The 16358-nt window shown below is 58.4% G+C and carries 13 protein-coding genes and 2 pseudogenes; 5 read left to right on the top strand and 10 right to left on the bottom strand.

The window, feature by feature from the left end; translation table 11 throughout:
• The first annotated feature begins 95 nt into the window (after window positions 1–95).
• From P3S72_RS16365 to P3S72_RS16355, 3 genes are all read left to right on the top strand, one after another.
• The gene (locus P3S72_RS16365; RefSeq protein WP_247398297.1) at window positions 96–1418 is read left to right on the top strand and encodes a chloride channel protein; all 1323 of its coding nucleotides are present in this window, start codon (window positions 96–98) and stop codon (window positions 1416–1418) included.
• Between the two features lie 213 nt (window positions 1419–1631).
• Complete coding sequence (locus tag P3S72_RS16360) at window positions 1632–3512, top strand: DUF294 nucleotidyltransferase-like domain-containing protein (RefSeq protein WP_276193117.1); 1881 nt, start codon at window positions 1632–1634, stop codon at window positions 3510–3512.
• Window positions 3509–4231, top strand: coding sequence for a 3'-5' exonuclease (locus P3S72_RS16355; protein WP_276193115.1), 723 nt, complete (start codon window positions 3509–3511; stop codon window positions 4229–4231). Before P3S72_RS16360 ends, P3S72_RS16355 begins: the two co-directional genes overlap by 4 nt.
• A gap of 179 nt (window positions 4232–4410) precedes the next feature.
• On the opposite strand, the pseudogene P3S72_RS16350 reads toward P3S72_RS16355, so the two are convergent.
• The 10 genes and pseudogenes from P3S72_RS16350 to P3S72_RS16305 form a co-directional block, all read right to left on the bottom strand.
• Window positions 4411–4842: pseudogene (locus P3S72_RS16350) on the bottom strand (mechanosensitive ion channel family protein); the annotation flags it as partial.
• Entirely contained in the window at window positions 4769–5023 is a 255-nt protein-coding gene (locus P3S72_RS16345) for a hypothetical protein (protein WP_276198017.1), read from the bottom strand. The pseudogene P3S72_RS16350 and the gene P3S72_RS16345, both read right to left, overlap by 74 nt.
• A 94-nt stretch (window positions 5024–5117) precedes the next feature.
• A complete protein-coding gene (locus P3S72_RS16340) occupies window positions 5118–6785 on the bottom strand; it encodes a BCCT family transporter (RefSeq protein ID WP_247398282.1) in 1668 nt (555 codons plus the stop codon).
• A 223-nt stretch (window positions 6786–7008) separates the two neighbouring features.
• Window positions 7009–7134, bottom strand: a pseudogene (locus tag P3S72_RS16335) (Zn-dependent hydrolase); the annotation flags it as partial.
• Window positions 7135–7213: 79 nt separating this feature from the next.
• Window positions 7214–7738, bottom strand: a complete 525-nt coding sequence (locus P3S72_RS16330) for a DUF2867 domain-containing protein (RefSeq protein ID WP_276193114.1) — start codon at window positions 7736–7738, stop codon at window positions 7214–7216.
• A gap of 315 nt (window positions 7739–8053) precedes the next feature.
• Window positions 8054–9151, bottom strand: coding sequence for a polyamine ABC transporter substrate-binding protein (locus P3S72_RS16325; RefSeq protein ID WP_276193113.1), 1098 nt, complete (start codon window positions 9149–9151; stop codon window positions 8054–8056).
• A 63-nt stretch (window positions 9152–9214) separates the two neighbouring features.
• Entirely contained in the window at window positions 9215–10084 is an 870-nt protein-coding gene (locus P3S72_RS16320; RefSeq protein ID WP_247398273.1) for an ABC transporter permease subunit, read from the bottom strand.
• A complete protein-coding gene (locus P3S72_RS16315) occupies window positions 10081–10962 on the bottom strand; it encodes an ABC transporter permease subunit (protein WP_276197942.1) in 882 nt (293 codons plus the stop codon). The genes P3S72_RS16320 and P3S72_RS16315 overlap by 4 nt, the downstream gene beginning before the upstream one ends.
• A 44-nt stretch (window positions 10963–11006) precedes the next feature.
• A complete protein-coding gene (potA, locus tag P3S72_RS16310) occupies window positions 11007–12149 on the bottom strand; it encodes a polyamine ABC transporter ATP-binding protein (RefSeq protein ID WP_276193112.1) in 1143 nt (380 codons plus the stop codon).
• A 245-nt stretch (window positions 12150–12394) separates the two neighbouring features.
• Window positions 12395–13156 (bottom strand): gamma-glutamyl-gamma-aminobutyrate hydrolase family protein, encoded by a 762-nt coding sequence (locus P3S72_RS16305; RefSeq protein ID WP_276193111.1) that lies wholly within the window; start codon window positions 13154–13156, stop codon window positions 12395–12397.
• Window positions 13157–13423: 267 nt separating this feature from the next.
• Here P3S72_RS16305 and P3S72_RS16300 point away from each other — a divergent pair, with 267 nt between their 5' ends.
• Window positions 13424–14800 carry a glutamine synthetase family protein gene (locus tag P3S72_RS16300; protein ID WP_276193110.1) on the top strand — a complete coding sequence of 459 codons (1377 nt, stop codon included), beginning with the start codon at window positions 13424–13426 and terminating at the stop codon, window positions 14798–14800.
• 33 nt (window positions 14801–14833) lie between these two features.
• On the top strand, window positions 14834–16324 hold the full coding sequence (locus P3S72_RS16295; protein ID WP_276193109.1) for an aldehyde dehydrogenase: 1491 nt from the start codon (window positions 14834–14836) through the stop codon (window positions 16322–16324).
• Window positions 16325–16358: the final 34 nt, after the last annotated feature.

The raw sequence follows: 16358 nt of genomic DNA, 5'->3' as shown, positions 1-16358 counted from the left end.
TAATCCTTTAGCCGCTGCTGGCTGGACCTGACCGTTTAACCCGGTAGTCTTGTTTTCTGGGTTTTATTTAACCTCAACAACGGGAATCCGCTCGGGTGATCAAGCCGATATTACTCATACGTCGTCGCTTTGCCTCGATCCGATGGCGTACTCGTGTGACGCTCTGGGCTGCTGCTACCCTCGCCGGGTTACTGGTTGTGCTGTTCGCCCGGCTGGCCGACCTGGCGCTGATGCAGTTCGTTCAACAAACCGCCGGCCGGCCTTGGCTGCCGTTTATCTACACGCCTTTGATCGGCATGTTTGTCGTATGGATGACCACCCGCTTTTTTGTCGGGGCACAAGGCAGCGGTATTCCTCAGGTCATTGCGGCTACACGGTTGGCCCATCAAGGTAAACCCGTGGATAAGTTGGTGTCCTTGCGCCTTGCTGTTGCCAAGATAGGGCTAGGTACTCTGGCGTTGACCGGTGGTTTTTCAGCCGGGCGTGAAGGCCCGTCAGTTCAAGTCGCCGCCTCGATCATGCATTTCTTTCACCGTTATCTGCCTAACGCTCGAATCATCCGCCCCGAAGACCTCATTCTGGCCGGTGGTGCAGCGGGTATTGCCGCCGCGTTCAACACGCCTTTGGCCGGTGTGGCCTTTGCGGTGGAGGAGTTGGGGCGTAAGTTGGAAACCCGTACCAGCGGGGTATTGCTCAGTACGATCATCTTGTCGGGGATGGTCGCGATTGCTTTGCAGGGCAACTACAACTATTTCGGGCATTTCGACGTGCAAGAGGTCAATCTCGATATCGTTATCCCGGTACTGGCGATTGGTATTGGCTGCGGCCTTATGGGAGGGTTGTTCAGTCGGATGCTCCTGTGGCCGCAGAGGTATCGCCGATTTTTCGTATGGGAATGGCGTCGCATGCACCCTGTCTGGTTCGCAGGTGGTTGCGGGATGATCGTGGCTATTCTCGGTTGGCTCAGTGGCGGGATGTCCTTTGGCAGCGGTTATGGGATCACATCCCAGATCATCGTGTCTGATATCGGTCTGCCCTGGCACGCGCCGATCACGCGTTTTCTCGCGACCGTAGTGACTTATTTTTCCGGTATCCCGGGCGGTATTTTTGCCCCGTCTCTGGCGGTAGGGGCTGCGGTAGGCGCCAACGTCGCTGAGTTCTTCGCTCTGGCGGCACAGCCCATCATTGCCTTATGCATGGTTGGCTTTCTGGCGGCTGTCACGCAATCGCCGATCACGTCCGCGATCATCGTGATGGAGATGATCGACAGCCATGGCATGGTGATCAGTCTGATGGCTGTTGCGCTGATTGCCAAAGCAGTCAGTGCCAGGATGGGGCCTGAGCTCTATCAACAGTTGGCGCGTGGCTTTCTGCAGTCGGAGGGCAATGACGCCGCCACGCAAAAAGCCAAACCATAGGCTGGGTCAGCGCAACTGCGCTGCGCCCTGGGTGAATGCCGCACTTGCTGGCCTCGCAAACATTACGGTAAGCCGTTACGCAGTAGTTGGTGCAGCGCATAGCGCTTGATCCTCGTCCCGGGATGTGATGTGGTGGCTAACACTGTAAAGACGATTACCCTTCGCCAACTATGGCGTTTGCAACGTATATTTTTTCCAGCATTTCGAGGTTTCATGCAAATCGAGTTACAGGAGATTAGCGACCACCTCTATCGTTTCGCCCCATTTGATACGCTGCCAAAGGAGTCGGTAGACGCCATCGCTCGGCGGGTAGAAGTAAGTTATTTCAAGGCCGGCAGTGACATCCTTGAAGCGGGTGCGATTATTCAGGACTTGCACTATGTGCGCAGTGGTGCCGTGGAGATCTACCGGCGTAATGGCGAACTCTACAACCGACTTGTCGAAGGCGACATATTCGGGCAAGCAGGTCTGTTGCGCAGTAACAAGGTGCGTTTTCCTGCCAGAGCATTGGAAGATAGCCTGATCTATTACATACCCGCCGACGTCTTCGCTGATCTGTGCGCGCAACATGATGCTTTCGCCGACTTTGTTGAAGCCGAGGGGCACTCCAGGCTCAAGACGGCCGTTGAGGCGCAGGGCCGTGCGAGTGAACTTATTCAGCTCAAATGCCGTGCCCTTATCTCACGACCCCTGGTGTGGATCGCGTCGGATGCTTCTGTCGGCGACGCGGCAAAAGTCATGACAGAGCAAAGTGTTTCTTGCGTGTTGGTGATGTCGCCTACGGGCTTGCAGCCGGCTGAAATCCAAGGGATCGTGACTGATCGCGACCTGCGCACGCGCGTTGTTGCTGCTGGCCGAAACGCTGATGAAACGAGCGCCAGCGACATCATGACTGCCGACCCGGTTGCGATCGGCGCCGATGACTCAGTGTTTGAAGCCATGCTGATGATGTTGCGCCGCAATATTCACCATTTGCCAGTCGTCCACCATGGCCATCCGATCGGTCTGATCAACCTGTCGGATATCATTCGCTACGAGTCGCACAGCAGTTTGTACCTGGTAAACAGAATCTCTAATCAGACCTCCGTCGAAGGCCTGAAATCGCTTTTGCGCGACCTGCGTGGAACCTACATCCGCATGGTGCGTGATGGCGCCACTGCACACATGATCGGCAGCGCAATTTCCGGCATTGGCCGGGCCTTTACCCAGCGTTTGCTGGAACTGGCAGAGAAGAAACTGGGGCCGCCTCCGGTGCCTTACTGCTTTATGGTGCTCGGTTCCATGGCGCGCGATGAGCAGTTGTTGGTGACTGACCAGGACAACGCATTGGTGCTTGACGACAGCTTCGATCCGATCCAGCACGATGCTTACTTTCGGGCCTTGGCAACGTTTGTGAGTGATGGCCTGGCCGCGTGCGGTTACAGCTACTGTAAGGGCGGGATAATGGCGACCAACGATCAGTGGCGTCAGCCCTTGAATGTGTGGCGACGTTATTTCGATCAGTGGATCGAGAAACCTAACCCGACGACGTTGCTCAATAGCTGTATTTTTTTCGACCTTGACGGTGTTTTTGGCCAGCTTGAGTTGGTACAAGAGCTAAAAACTCTGTGTGCTCGCAAATCCAGCGCACACCCTGTTTTTCTGAGTGCCATGGCTCGAATTGCGCTTGACCGGACGCCGCCATTGGGGTTTTTCCGTACTTTTGTCGTCGAGACAGACGGGCAGCACAAAAGGATCATTAATCTCAAGGGGCGGGGCACCGCTCCGCTGACTGACCTTATCCGCATCCATGCGCTTGCGTGCGGCAGTACCGCGCAGAATTCGTTTGATCGCATGGATGCGATAGCGAGCAGCAACGTCATCCCGCCTGAAGGATTAAAGCAACTTCGATATGCACTGGAGTTTCTGTCGATGGTGCGAATCCGACATCAGGCAGACGCGTTGGAGCAGGGTGCTGCGCTCAATAACTACGTCGAGCCCGAGCGTTTTTCCAACAGTGAGCGGCGTAATCTAAAAGAGGCGTTTCAGGTCTTGAGTAATGGCCAGAATTTCTTGCGATTCCGCTATCCTCCAAAAGGTCGCCTCGCGTCATGAAGCACATGAATGCGCAGCCCAATCGTAAAATGCTGGACTGGTCTTCCAGGTTTGAGACATTGGCGCAAAACGCCGTTAACAGCCGCTTGCGACAGTTCTATCAAGCCGGTGCAGTCTCAGCCCAGGCCTCCATTGAGAGTGTGCAACTGCTCGCAATGGATGTGGAAACCACCGGTCTTGATGCACACGCGCACAGCATTGTGAGCATCGGCGTGATGCCGTTCACACTACAGCGCATTTATTGCGGGAACTCACTTTACTGGGTGATAAACCCATCTTCCGAACTGAATGAAAAGTCAGTGACTTTTCATCACATAACCCATACCGAGATTCTCGATGCTCCCACCTTTGCACAGGTGCTAGATCCGTTGCTGACGGCTATGACCGGCAAGGTGATGGTCGTCCATTATCGCAATATCGAGCGCGCCTTCTTGGATCAGGCAGTCCGTAGATATTTAGGGGAGGGGCTGGACTTTCCAGTCATCGATACGATGCAGTTAGAGGCTCGACTGCATCGGCAAAAACTCGGTTGGTTTGCCCGACTCATGGGGCGCTCACAGCAATCCATACGATTGGCAGATAGTCGCAAGCGGCTTGGCCTTCCGGCGTACCATGCCCACCACGCTTTAACCGATGCCCTTGCGACAGCAGAATTGTTGCAGGCGCAGATCGCGACTCACTATTCAACGTCCACCCCGGTTGGCGAGTTGTGGAATTGACTCAGTTGCTCAACTGCTGGCGTTAACGCGCGAGGCTAACGCCATTTGATGAACCCTGCATTCAAAGCGCTTGGTTGATCCCGCGCTACCTCGCCTGACCTGGTGCGATCCAAATCCAAATCCAAGTGACGCCGCCAAGCGCACTGGGCAATGATGTCGATCAGGCAAGGCACGAGCCTCTAGACCGGGTGTTTGGAATCATTCAAAAGCCCATCCTTGCCGGGATCGGAGGCAATGTAGACCGTGCGTGACGGATAGGCAAAGTTGACGCCCAGTTCCTCGAACGCGTCGATTATTCCAAGATTGATGTCTTGCTGGACATCCATATAAACGTTGTAACTAGGGTCGAGCACGATGTAAACGGTCTCGAACTCTAACGCACTATTGCCGAAGTTTCGAAAGTGACAGCGATCGAATCGTGCTCTTTCTTGCTTGCGGATAATCTGTTCTATGCGTTGCGGCACGTCTCTAACTTGTTGCGGAGAGCAGTGGTAGGTCAACGCAATTTCGAACACGACTCGGCGTTCTTGAAGCCTTTTATAGTTTTGTATGGTACTTCCGATTATTGCGGCGTTCGCCATGACGATCTGTTCGCCCCCCAAGCGACGTATCGTGGCTGATATGGGCATTGGGTAGTACAGATACTGTCCGACGTTTTCTCAGAAAAAAGCCAATCGCCGCCCTGGCCAAGATAAAGCTGATCATTGCCAGTGAGGTAGCGACAATCCAGTTAGCTAACGCTATTCCCAGAAAGTTGTGGATGACGAAGAAACTATTGATTTGTTGGAACATATTGCCCTCGGTTTTAGCTTCAAGGTGCAAACGGATTGACGTGTTACACCTTGAAACTTGAAGCGAAAGTTACGTATGTCTTAGCTCAGGTTCACTAACGAGGCTCAGTCATCAATCCTTTCACGAGAGAGATACATCCCAACATCAGAACGATTGCGAAGGGCAAACCTGTGGAAACTGCCATCGCCTGCAGTGCTACCAGACCACCCCCCAATAGAAGGGCAATCGCAATCACGCCCTCGATGACCGCCCAGAACACACGTTGAGGCACCGGCGCATCAACCTTACCCCCGGCGGTGATCGTATCGATCACCAACGAACCGGAGTCCGAAGAGGTAATAAAAAACACGATGACCAGAATGATGCCCAGGAATGAACTGATCTCCTTAAGCGGCAGTTCTCCCAGCATGGCGAACAGTTTCAGTTCCAGCACAGCGTCCTTGACGCCCATCACGCCCTGTACCGTCGCTTGGTCAATGGCCGTTCCGCCGAACGTGGTCATCCACAGCACAGAAACCACTGAAGGAACGAGCAGGACAGAGATCAGAAACTCTCTGACCGTTCGACCACGACTGACGCGCGCGATAAACATGCCTACAAACGGCGACCAACTGATCCACCAAGCCCAATAGAAGGCCGTCCAGCCTTGGGTGAATTGAGTGTCAGTGCGTCCGAATGGGTTCGAAAGTGCCGGCAGGTATTCAACATACGTCACCAGGTTTTTGAAGAAACCCGTGAAGATGGCCAACGTCGGTCCCACTACGATGATAAACACCAGCAAGAGTAATGCGAGTCCCATATTGATCTGGGAAAGCATCTTGACACCCTTGTCCAAGCCGGCAAGGACTGACCAAAGAGCGATCAAGGTGATACCAACGATCAGCACGACCTTGCTGAGATTCGTCGATCGGATTCCGAAAAGGTATTCAATCCCTGCGGCAGCTTGTTCTGCACCAATGCCCAGCGAAGTCGCCAACCCGAATAGCGTGGCAAATACCGCCAGGATATCGATGATATGCCCTGGCCATCCCCAAACACGCTCGCCCAATAGGGGGTAGAAAATTGAGCGTATCGAAAGCGGTAAGCCCTTGTTGTAAGAAAACAACGCCAAGGACAGCGCCACTATCGCGTATATCGCCCAGGGATGGAGCCCCCAGTGAAAGATCGTGGCAGCCATCGCCAAATCGGCGGATGCCTTCATGTCGCCTGCAGCCCCTCCTAACGGCGCCCAGTCCGTGCGCACGCCGCTGGCATCGACTGTCACACCGCCCATGGACGCAGCGTAATGCGACATGGGTTCGGCTACGCCATAAAACATCAAACCAATGCCCATGCCTGCGGCAAAAAGCATTGAAAACCATCCGACGTAGCTATGGTCTGGCTTGGCATCTCTGCCGCCCAAGCGAACCTTACCCAGCGGAGAGAAAATCAACGCAATGCACAGCACGACAAAAACATTCGCAATGCTCATGAAGAGCCAGGCAAGGTGGCTGGTTAACCAGTTTCGGATAGAGCTGAAGAGGGGTTCAACTTCGTTCTGCAATGCCAGCGTCAAAACCACGAACAGTAAAATGGTGGCCGCTGAAATAATGAACACTTTGCCGTGGATATCGAGCGAGAACGAAAACTCTCCCTTGATGTTGTCTTGACCGATCACATAGTCAGTGTCGATCAGATTGGCAGCTCCGCTCGGTGCTGGAATACCGTCCTCACTGGGGACGTGAGGGATGTTTGGCCGATCATCCGTAGGCTTTTCAACCATGAGAATCTCCTTATTGGTGGCACGCCATGACGTGCAGTTGTCATTATCCCCGCTGTTCCTATGGTTAAACGAGATGTTAGCCGCTTTATCCTAACAAGCTTTGCGGACAAATCCGGTAAAACCTGTCTATTTCAAGGCCGCTTGGTCGAATAGGTGACCGCCACCGGACTTCTTTGCGGTTTCAAACTGTGTGATGTGCGTGCTCGGCTCCGAGCTCAAAGACACCTGCGACCTGCACATCCAGCCAGCAAAGCGCTTGGCCGTCGGTCACCCTTCCAACGGGCAAACCGTTATCTTTGAGGATTGGGCCCTGTTCAATATGGGCTTCGAAGTGGGCGTCGAATGGCCGCCTAAAGTGCCTTGGCGCTTGAGTGTCTGTTCCCGCGGCTCGTGGAACGCACTGAGCTTGAACGCGGGTATGAACAACGCTAGCGCTGATTGAGCATGGCCAGCATGCGTGGCGCGATAAAGCGATGGAACGGCGCCACCGGCAGCATATACAGGCGGCCCAGCCAGTTGTGCGGCTGGACCACGGTGGAGAGCACCACCCGACGGGTTCCTTGCGGGTCGAGAGGCATAAGGTTGATGGCCAGGTACACATCCAGGTGCCGGTCCTGGTCGACCAGCAAAACCTCGTCGGGGGTTTGCGAGACCAGGGTGAAAATCCCCACCCGGTCGCCGGGTCGATAGTCGGCGTCTGCACGCTCGAGATCGATGCGTGTCAGTCTGCCGAGGTCCTTGAGGCCAAACACCTGCACCAGTCGATTGCGCAGCGCCATCAATCGGTCGATCCAAATAGGTGTCCGGGCCATCAGCCGCAGTCCATGCCGCAAGGCGCTGCGCGCGTGGTCATCGGTCAAGGTGCTCTGGCAATCGATGAAACTGGCACCTGTGGCATGGCGGGCAATGCTTGAGTCGGGCGGGAGCGCGCAGCGGCTGACGCTGGAGTTCATAAGGTTTGTCCGAAGTTGTTATTTGGGTTCCACGAGGTGCGGAGCGCTCTTTAGCACTTCACACGAGCGCGCGATCAAGTGGGCCAGAAAGTGCAGGGCATCCTCAAGCGTTTTAATTGCTCAGTGCCGCGCACCAATGAAAGGCCCAGAGTGGCAGGGCGCTTTGGCGGCGGCTGAACGCAAAAAAGGCGCCCGAAGGCGCCAAGGGTTTCACCCTAACCGAGGGAGCCGGGTGAAGCCGTTCACAGCAAAGGTCGCGGTGGTAAGGCGCGACGGGAACGGAAGCGGGGTGCGCCGAGTGGTGGCGCGCACGTGTTAGTTGCCGAGCTTGACCTTGGTCCAGCCGCGGGTCATCAGGCGCTGCACGGGAATGGGCTGGTCGGGGATCGCGTACAGGGTCGCGAGCACTTCCTGGGGCGGGTAGGACGCCGGGTCGTTGCGGATCGCCTCGTCCACCAGGGGCATGGCCGCGGCGTTGGCGTTGCTGTAGCCGATGCTGTTGGTGACCTCGGCGATGATATCCGGGCGCATCAGAAAGTTCATGAAGGCATAGGCATTGTCGACGTTGCTCGCGTCCCGGGGGATGGCCACCATGTCGTAGAAACTGCCGGCGCCTTCCTTGGGAATGCTGTAGTCGATCTTCACCCCGTTGTTGGCTTCTTCAGCCCGGGCGCGCGCTTGCAGCACGTCGCCGGAGTAACCCACGGCCACGCAGATATTGCCGTTGGCCAGGTCCGAGATGTACTTGGAGGAATGGAAGTACGCCACCGAAGGGCGGATCTTCATGAATACTTCCTGGGCCTGGGCGATCTGTTGCTTGTCCTGGGAGTTCACCGGGAAGCCCAGGTAGTGCAGGGCCGCTGGCAGCATTTCGGTCGGCGAATCGAGGAAGCTGATGCCGCAGGCCTTGAGCTTCGCGGCATTCTCGGGGTTGAACAGCAGGTCCCAGGAGTTCAGCGGCGCGTCGGTGCCCAGTGCCTGGCGGACTTTCTCCGGGTTGTAGCCGATGCCGATCGAACCCCACATATACGGGAAGGCATGCGCGTTGTCGGGGTCGCTGGCGGCGGCATTTTTCAGCAGCACCGGGTTCAGGTTCTTCCAGTTCGTCAGTTTGGATTTGTCCAGGGTCTGGTAGACCCCGGCCTTGATCTGCTTGGCCAGGAAGCTGTTGGACGGGACCACGATGTCGTAGCCCGACTTGCCGGCCAGCAGCCGCGCTTCCAGGGTTTCGTTACTGTCGAAAACGTCGTAGGTGACGTGTATGCCCGTCTCGGCCTCGAACTTTTTCAGGGTGTCGGGGGCGATGTAGTCCGACCAGTTATACACACGCAGCACCTTGTCGGATGCCTGGGCGCCGCCAGCCATGGCGCCCAACAGGGACAGTGTGAGCAGAGTCCTGCCAAACCTTTTCATGCATCCAACTCCATTTTTTATTGTGGGGTAAAACACGACGGCCTAGGCCGTCGCCGGTGTTCGTTATGACTGTTGGGGTTGCGGCTGCCAGGCTTCGCTGGTGGTCTGGTCCATGGCTTCCTGGATCGCCCGCTTGCGGTTCATTTCGGCCTTGCGGCTGAAATACCAGACCATGAAGGTCACCAGCGACACCGCCAGCAGAATCAGGCTGGCCACGGCGTTGATCTCCGGCTTGACCCCCAGGCGCACGGCGGAGAACACCTCCATCGGCAGGGTGGTGGAGCCGGGCCCGGAGACGAAACTGGCGAGCACCAGGTCATCCAGGGACAAGGCGAACGCCATCATGCCGCCCGCCGCCAACGACGGCGCGATCATCGGGATGGTGATCAGGAAAAACACCTTGAGTGGTCGCGCGCCGAGGTCCATCGCCGCTTCTTCGATGGACAGGTCCAGCTCCCGCAGGCGCGCCGAGACGACCACCGCGACATAGGCCGCGCAGAAGGTGGTGTGAGCGATCCAGATGGTGACGATGCCACGCTCCATGGGCCAGCCGATCATCTGCGCCATGGCCACGAACAGCAGCAACAGCGACAGACCGGTGATCACTTCCGGCATCACCAGAGGCGCGGTCACCAGGCCACCGAACAGGGTCCGGCCCTTGAAACGGGTGACGCGGGTCAGCACGAAGGCGGCCAGGGTGCCCAGCGCCACGGCGGCCACGGCGGTGTAGCAGGCAATCTCCAGGGAGCGCGCCACCGAGCCCATCAATTGGGTGTTGTCCAACAGCCCCAGGTACCACTTGAGCGACCAGCCGCCCCAGACCGTCACCAGCTTGGAAGCGTTGAACGAATAGATCACCAGAATCAGCATCGGCAGGTAGATGAACAACAAGCCGAGCACCAGCATCAGGGTCGAAAAACTGAAACGCTTCATGCCCGTGCCTCCATTTCTTTGGCCTGGCTGCGGTTGAACAGCAAGATGGGAATAATCAGGATCGCCAGCATCACCACCGCCAGGGCGGACGCCACCGGCCAGTCGCGGTTATTGAAGAACTCCTGCCACAACACGCGGCCGATCATCAGGGTCTCCGGGCCGCCCAGCAGTTCCGGGATCACAAACTCGCCAACCACCGGGATGAACACCAGCATGCTCCCGGCGATGATGCCGTTCTTGGCCAGCGGCACGGTGATTTTCCAGAAGCTGTTGAAGTTGCTCGATCCCAGGTCCGAAGCGGCTTCCAGCAGGCTCTGGTCGTGCTTGACCAGGTTGGCGTACAGCGGCAGCACCATGAACGGCAGGTAGGCGTAGACCACGCCGATGTAGACCGCCGTGTTGGTGTTGAGGATTTCAATCGGGCTTGAGGTCAGGCCGCTCCACATCAGGAAGGCGTTGAGCAGGCCGTTATTGCTGAGGATGCCCATCCAGGCATAGACGCGGATCAGGATCGCGGTCCAGGTCGGCATCATGATCAGCAGCAGCAATACGTTTTGCATTTCCTTGCGGGTCTTGGAAATCCCATAGGCCATGGGAAAGCCGATCAGCAGGCACATCAACGTGCTGAGCAGGGCGATCTTCAGCGAGCCCAGGTAGGCCGAGATGTACAAATCGTCGGCGGCCAGCAGGCTGTAGTTACCCAGGTTCAGCAGCACCTGGAGTTTCTGGTCGACGAAGGTGTAGATTTCCGAGTAGGGCGGAATCGAGACGGCCGCTTCGGAGAAGCTGATCTTCATCACCAGGAAGAACGGCAGCATGAAAAACAGGAACAGCCAGAGGAAGGGAATGCCGATCACCAGCTTGCGACCGCTGGGCAGCACACGGATCAACGCTTGATTGAAAGTGCTCATGGTCGATGTACTCATGCCCGCAGTACCACGCCACTGTCGTCTTCCCACCACACGTACACGGTGTCGCCCCAGGACGGTCGGGAGCCACGGCGTTCGGCGTTGGCCATGAACGACTGGACGATCTTGCCGTTCGGCAGCTCCACGTAGAACACTGAGTGCCCGCCGAGGTAGGCGATGTCGTGGACCTTGCCGCTCGACCAGTTGTGCTCGCCGGTCGGCATTACGGTGGTGACCAGCAGTTTTTCCGGGCGGATCGCGTAGGTCACCGACTTGTCTTCCACCGAAGTGGCGATGCCGTAGCCGACGTAGATGTCGCGGTCCAGGTCCGGGCACTGGAGCACCGCGTGACCTTCGGCGTCGTCGACCACCTGGGTCTCGAAGATGTTGACGTTGCCGATGAACTCGCAGACCAGGCGGCTCACCGGGGTTTCGTAAATGTCCACCGGGCTACCGATCTGGGCGATCCAGCCCAAGTGCATGATGGCGATGCGCTGAGCCATGGTCATGGCCTCTTCCTGGTCATGGGTCACCATCACGCAGGTCACGCCCACGCGCTCGATGATCTCTACCAGCTCCAGTTGCATCTGCGAGCGCAGCTTTTTATCCAGGGCGCCCATGGGCTCATCGAGCAGCAGCAGTTTCGGGCGCTTGGCCAGGGAGCGGGCGAGGGCGACGCGCTGGCGCTGGCCGCCGGAGAGCTGGTGGGGTTTGCGCCGCGCGTACTGGGTCATGTGCACCAGCTTGAGCATTTCCTCGACCCGCGCCTCGATTTCGCTGGCCGGCAGGCGATCCTGCTTGAGGCCGAAGGCGATGTTCTGCGCCACGGTCATATGCGGGAACAAGGCATAGGACTGGAACATCATGTTGATCGGCCGCTCATAGGGCGGCATATCGGTAATGTCCACGCCATCCAGCAGGATGCGGCCTTCGGTGGGCCGTTCGAAACCGGCGAGCATGCGCAGCAGGGTGGATTTGCCGGAACCGGACCCCCCCAGCATGGCGAAGATCTCGCCCTGGTGGATGTCCAGGGACACATCGTCCACGGCCACGGTTTCATCAAACTTCTTGGTCACGCGGTCGATCTTCACCAGCACCTTTTGTGGTGGCTGATGACCTTCCAGAGCCTTGCGATAAATGCTGGAGGCGTTTGCCATGTGAAACTCCCAACAGGTCGTCGGGCCAATGCGGCCTGACTTAATAAGGTTGATTGCAAACCTGCGTCATCAATGCGGTGCAGGTTTATTCGGCGCTGCCATCCTGGCTGCCTGGGCTTGCTTGTTGTTGTTTGGGTGTTGCCGTTCACGCCGCACGGCGGGTGCACACAGGTGCGCGCGCCGCGTGGGCAGGGCGTGTCAATCGGTGAATCGAGTACTGGTGGCCCTGTGCGGGCCGCCTTGTGTTAGCGGTGCTGACGCTGCGCGGCGCGTTGCCGACAGGCATCGCCGAAGGCCTGGAAAATACTCAGGTAGACCGGGTTCGACAGGACCTGCCATTCCGGGTGCCACTGCACGCCAAACGCAAACGCCTGGCTGTGCTCCACCGAAATGGCTTCGATCAGGCCATCCGGGGCCACGGCTTCGACCCGCAGACCGTCACCCAGGCGGTCGATGCCCTGGCTGTGGATCGAGTTGACCTGGATCTCGCCGGTCAGGCCCATGGCCTCGAACACGCCGCCGGGCTGGATCGCCACCGGGTGCGCCGGGGCGTACTGGACTTCGAGGCGTGGGTCGTCGGCTTCGCGGTGGTCTCTATAGCCCGGCAATTCATGCACCTTCTGGTGCAGGCTGCCGCCAAAGGCCACGTTCATTTCCTGGAAGCCGCGGCAGATACCGAGGACCGGCACGCCGGCCGCCACCGCTGCCCGCAACAGGGGCAGGGTGGTGGCGTCGCGCTGCGGGTCATGGGCGGTGCCCGGCGCGCTGGGAGAGCCTTGATAGTGGAAGGGTTCGACATTGGACGGCGAGCCGGTAAACAGCAGGCCATCGACGTAGTGCAGCAGATCCTTGATCTCGCAGAGGTCCGCCAGGGAAGGGATGATCACCGGCAGCCCCAGGGCCGCGACGCTGACAGCACGCAAATACTTGTCGCCGCTGACATGGTAGGGGTGCAAGCCAATCTCTTTGAAGCATGCAGTAACACCGATCAATGGCTTGAGTGCCATTTTTATCACCTCGAAATTCACGCTGGAACGAGTTTTTCCAGAGCTTATCCATGTTGATTTTAATTAACAACCTTCATGTAAAAAATTATAGACGCATCGGGGTGTTGGTCTGCGTGTTTGCTTGGTTTTTGCCCTGTGTTTGCCTATCCAGTATCAATATAATTAACGAATAGCCCGCGCTTTTCGCTATTGACTTCACTTTATCTTTCGGATTGACTGCAGCTACGAAACAGCTTTGAACATAATAATTAACACAATAGGTGCATCATGTCGGTCCCACTGCGTACCGTTCAGCTCAACGAAGCCAACGCCTTTCTGAAGAAACACCCTGAGGTCCTGTACGTCGATCTGCTGATTGCAGACATGAACGGCGTGGTGCGCGGCAAGCGCATCGAACGCACGGCGCTGCACAAGGTGTATGAAAAAGGCATCAACCTCCCGGCGTCCTTGTTCGCCCTGGACATCAACGGCTCGACCGTGGAAAGCACCGGCCTGGGCCTGGATATCGGCGACTCCGACCGCATCTGCTACCCGATCCCCGACACCCTGTGCATCGAGCCCTGGCAGAAGCGCCCCACCGCGCAACTGCTGATGACCATGCATGAACTCGAAGGCCAGCCGTTCTTCGCTGACCCGCGCGAAGTGCTGCGCCAGGTGGTGAGTAAGTTCGACGACCTGGGCCTGACCATTTGCGCCGCGTTCGAGCTGGAGTTCTACCTGATCGACCAGGACAACGTGAACGGCCGCCCGCAAGCACCGCGCTCGCCAATCTCGGGCAAGCGCCCGCATTCGACCCAGGTCTACCTGATTGATGACCTCGACGAATACGTCGACTGCCTGCAAGACATCCTTGAAGGCGCGAAAGAGCAGGGCATCCCCGCTGACGCCATCGTCAAGGAAAGTGCCCCGGCGCAGTTCGAAGTCAACCTGCACCACGTCAGCGACCCGATCAAAGCCTGCGACTACGCGGTGTTACTCAAGCGCCTGGTGAAAAACATCGCCTACGACCACGAGATGGACACCACCTTTATGGCCAAGCCCTATCCGGGCCAGGCGGGTAATGGTTTGCACGTGCACATCTCGATCCTCGACAAAACGGGCACTAACATCTTTGCCAGCGAAGACCCCGAGACCAACGACGCCCTGCGTCACGCTATCGGCGGCGTGCTGGAAACCCTGCCGGCGCAGATGGCGTTCCTCTGCCCGAACGTCAACTCCTACCGCCGCTTCGGCGCGCAGTTCTATGTGCCGAACTCGCCGAGCTGGGGCATCGACAACCGCACCGTCGCCGTGCGCGTGCCGACCGGTTCGGCGGATGCCGTGCGCATCGAGCACCGGGTGGCTGGCGCCGACGCCAACCCTTATCTGCTGATGGCCTCGGTACTGGCTGGTATCCACCACGGCCTGACCAACAAGATCGAGCCGGGGGCGCCGGTCGAGGGCAACTCCTACGAGCAGAACGAACAAAGCCTGCCCAACAACCTGCGCGATGCCCTGCGTGAGCTGGACGACAGCGACGTCATGGCCCGGTACATCGACCCGCTGTACATCGACGTGTTTGTGGCGTGCAAGGAAAGCGAGCTGGCCGAGTTCGAGAACTCGATCTCCGACCTTGAGTACAACTGGTACCTGCACACGGTCTGACGGCCCTCCCACTTTTTGCGTTGAGCACACCCTATGACCAAGCATCGCAATGACTGGGAGCAGTACTTCCAGTCCCTGAACCTCGAAGGCCGGGCCTTTATCGACGGCGAGTACCGTTGGGCCGCCAGCGGCGAGACCTTTGACAGCATCAGCCCGGTGGACGGGCGTTTTCTGGCCAAGGTCGCCAGCACCGATGAGGCCGACGCCGACGCGGCGGTGCTCGCCGCGCGCCGGGCGTTTGAGTCTGGGACCTGGCGACTGCAAGCCCCGGCGGCGCGCAAGCGCGTGCTGATCCGTTTCGCCGATCTGATCCTCGAGCACCAGGAAGAGCTGGCACTCCTGGAAACCCTGGACATGGGCAAGCCGATCGGCGACTCCATGGCCATCGACGTGCCTGCCACGGCCAACGCGATCCGCTGGAGCGCCGAGGCCATCGACAAGCTCTACGACGAAGTGGCGCCCACGCCCCACGACCAGTTGGGCCTGATCACACGCGAACCCTGCGGCGTGGTCGCGGCCATCGTGCCGTGGAACTTCCCGATGATCATGGCCAGTTGGAAGTTCGCGCCGGCCCTGGCGGCGGGTAACTCGTTCATCCTCAAGCCTTCGGAAAAGTCGCCGCTGACCGCCATTCGCCTGGCCCAGTTGGCACTCGAAGCCGGCATTCCCCCGGGCGTATTCAACGTACTGCCGGGTTACGGCCACACCGTCGGCAAGGCGCTGGCCCTGCACATGGATGTGGACGTGCTGGCCTTTACCGGCTCCACCGGCGTGGCCAAGCAACTGCTGGTGTATTCCGGCCAGAGCAATATGAAACGGGTATGGCTGGAGGCGGGTGGCAAGAGCCCCAACGTGGTATTCGCCGATGCCCCGGACCTGCGCGCTGCCGCCGAAGCGGCGGCGGCCGGGATTGCCTTCAACCAGGGCGAGGTCTGCGTGGCTGGTTCGCGGCTGCTGGTGCAGCGTTCGATCCGCGAGCCCTTCATTGCGCTGCTGCTGGAGGCGCTCCAGGCCTGGAAACCAGGGCACCCCCTGGACCCGGCGACCAAGGTCGGCGCGGTGGTCGATCAGCGGCAACTGGACAACGTGCTGCGCTACATCGAGATCGGCAAGGAGCAGGGCGCCCAACTGCTGGTTGGCGGCCGGCGCACCCTGCAAGACACCGGTGGCCAGTACGTGGAGCCGACGATTTTCGACGGCGTGACCAATGCCATGACCATTGCCCGCGAAGAAATCTTCGGCCCAGTGTTGTCGCTGATCAGCTTCGACACCGAAGAAGAAGCGCTGGCGATCGCCAACGACAGCATCTTCGGTCTGGCGGCTGCGGTGTGGACCGCCAACCTCAGTCGCGCCCATCGCTTTGCTCGGGGTCTGCGCGCCGGCAGCGTGTGGGTCAACCAGTACGACGGTGGCGACATGACCGCGCCGTTCGGCGGGTTTAAACAGTCGGGCAATGGCCGCGACAAGTCGCTGCACGCCTTCGACAAGTACACCGAGCTCAAAGCCACCTGGGTGAAGCTCTAAGCCCAACTAACAACGGCGATTGCCAGCCCGCGCT

Origin of the sequence: Pseudomonas sp. D3, from assembly GCF_029320995.1 — a bacterium.
In the GTDB taxonomy this organism is placed as follows: Bacteria; Pseudomonadota; Gammaproteobacteria; order Pseudomonadales; family Pseudomonadaceae; genus Aquipseudomonas; species Aquipseudomonas paraveronii.
This window is presented reverse-complemented; position numbering and strand designations above follow the sequence as displayed.

Coding starts and splice junctions, on each gene's coding strand:
- P3S72_RS16360 (WP_276193117.1), top strand. CDS start 1,632: ATGCAAATCGAGTTACAGGAGATTAGCGACCACCTCTATCGTTTCGCC.
- P3S72_RS16355 (WP_276193115.1), top strand. CDS start 3,509: ATGAAGCACATGAATGCGCAGCCCAATCGTAAAATGCTGGACTGGTCT.
- P3S72_RS16345 (WP_276198017.1), bottom strand. CDS start 5,023: ATGTTCCAACAAATCAATAGTTTCTTCGTCATCCACAACTTTCTGGGA.
- P3S72_RS16340 (WP_247398282.1), bottom strand. CDS start 6,785: ATGGTTGAAAAGCCTACGGATGATCGGCCAAACATCCCTCACGTCCCC.
- P3S72_RS16330 (WP_276193114.1), bottom strand. CDS start 7,738: ATGAACTCCAGCGTCAGCCGCTGCGCGCTCCCGCCCGACTCAAGCATT.
- P3S72_RS16325 (WP_276193113.1), bottom strand. CDS start 9,151: ATGAAAAGGTTTGGCAGGACTCTGCTCACACTGTCCCTGTTGGGCGCC.
- P3S72_RS16320 (WP_247398273.1), bottom strand. CDS start 10,084: ATGAAGCGTTTCAGTTTTTCGACCCTGATGCTGGTGCTCGGCTTGTTG.
- potA (WP_276193112.1), bottom strand. CDS start 12,149: ATGGCAAACGCCTCCAGCATTTATCGCAAGGCTCTGGAAGGTCATCAG.
- P3S72_RS16305 (WP_276193111.1), bottom strand. CDS start 13,156: ATGGCACTCAAGCCATTGATCGGTGTTACTGCATGCTTCAAAGAGATT.
- P3S72_RS16300 (WP_276193110.1), top strand. CDS start 13,424: ATGTCGGTCCCACTGCGTACCGTTCAGCTCAACGAAGCCAACGCCTTT.
- P3S72_RS16295 (WP_276193109.1), top strand. CDS start 14,834: ATGACCAAGCATCGCAATGACTGGGAGCAGTACTTCCAGTCCCTGAAC.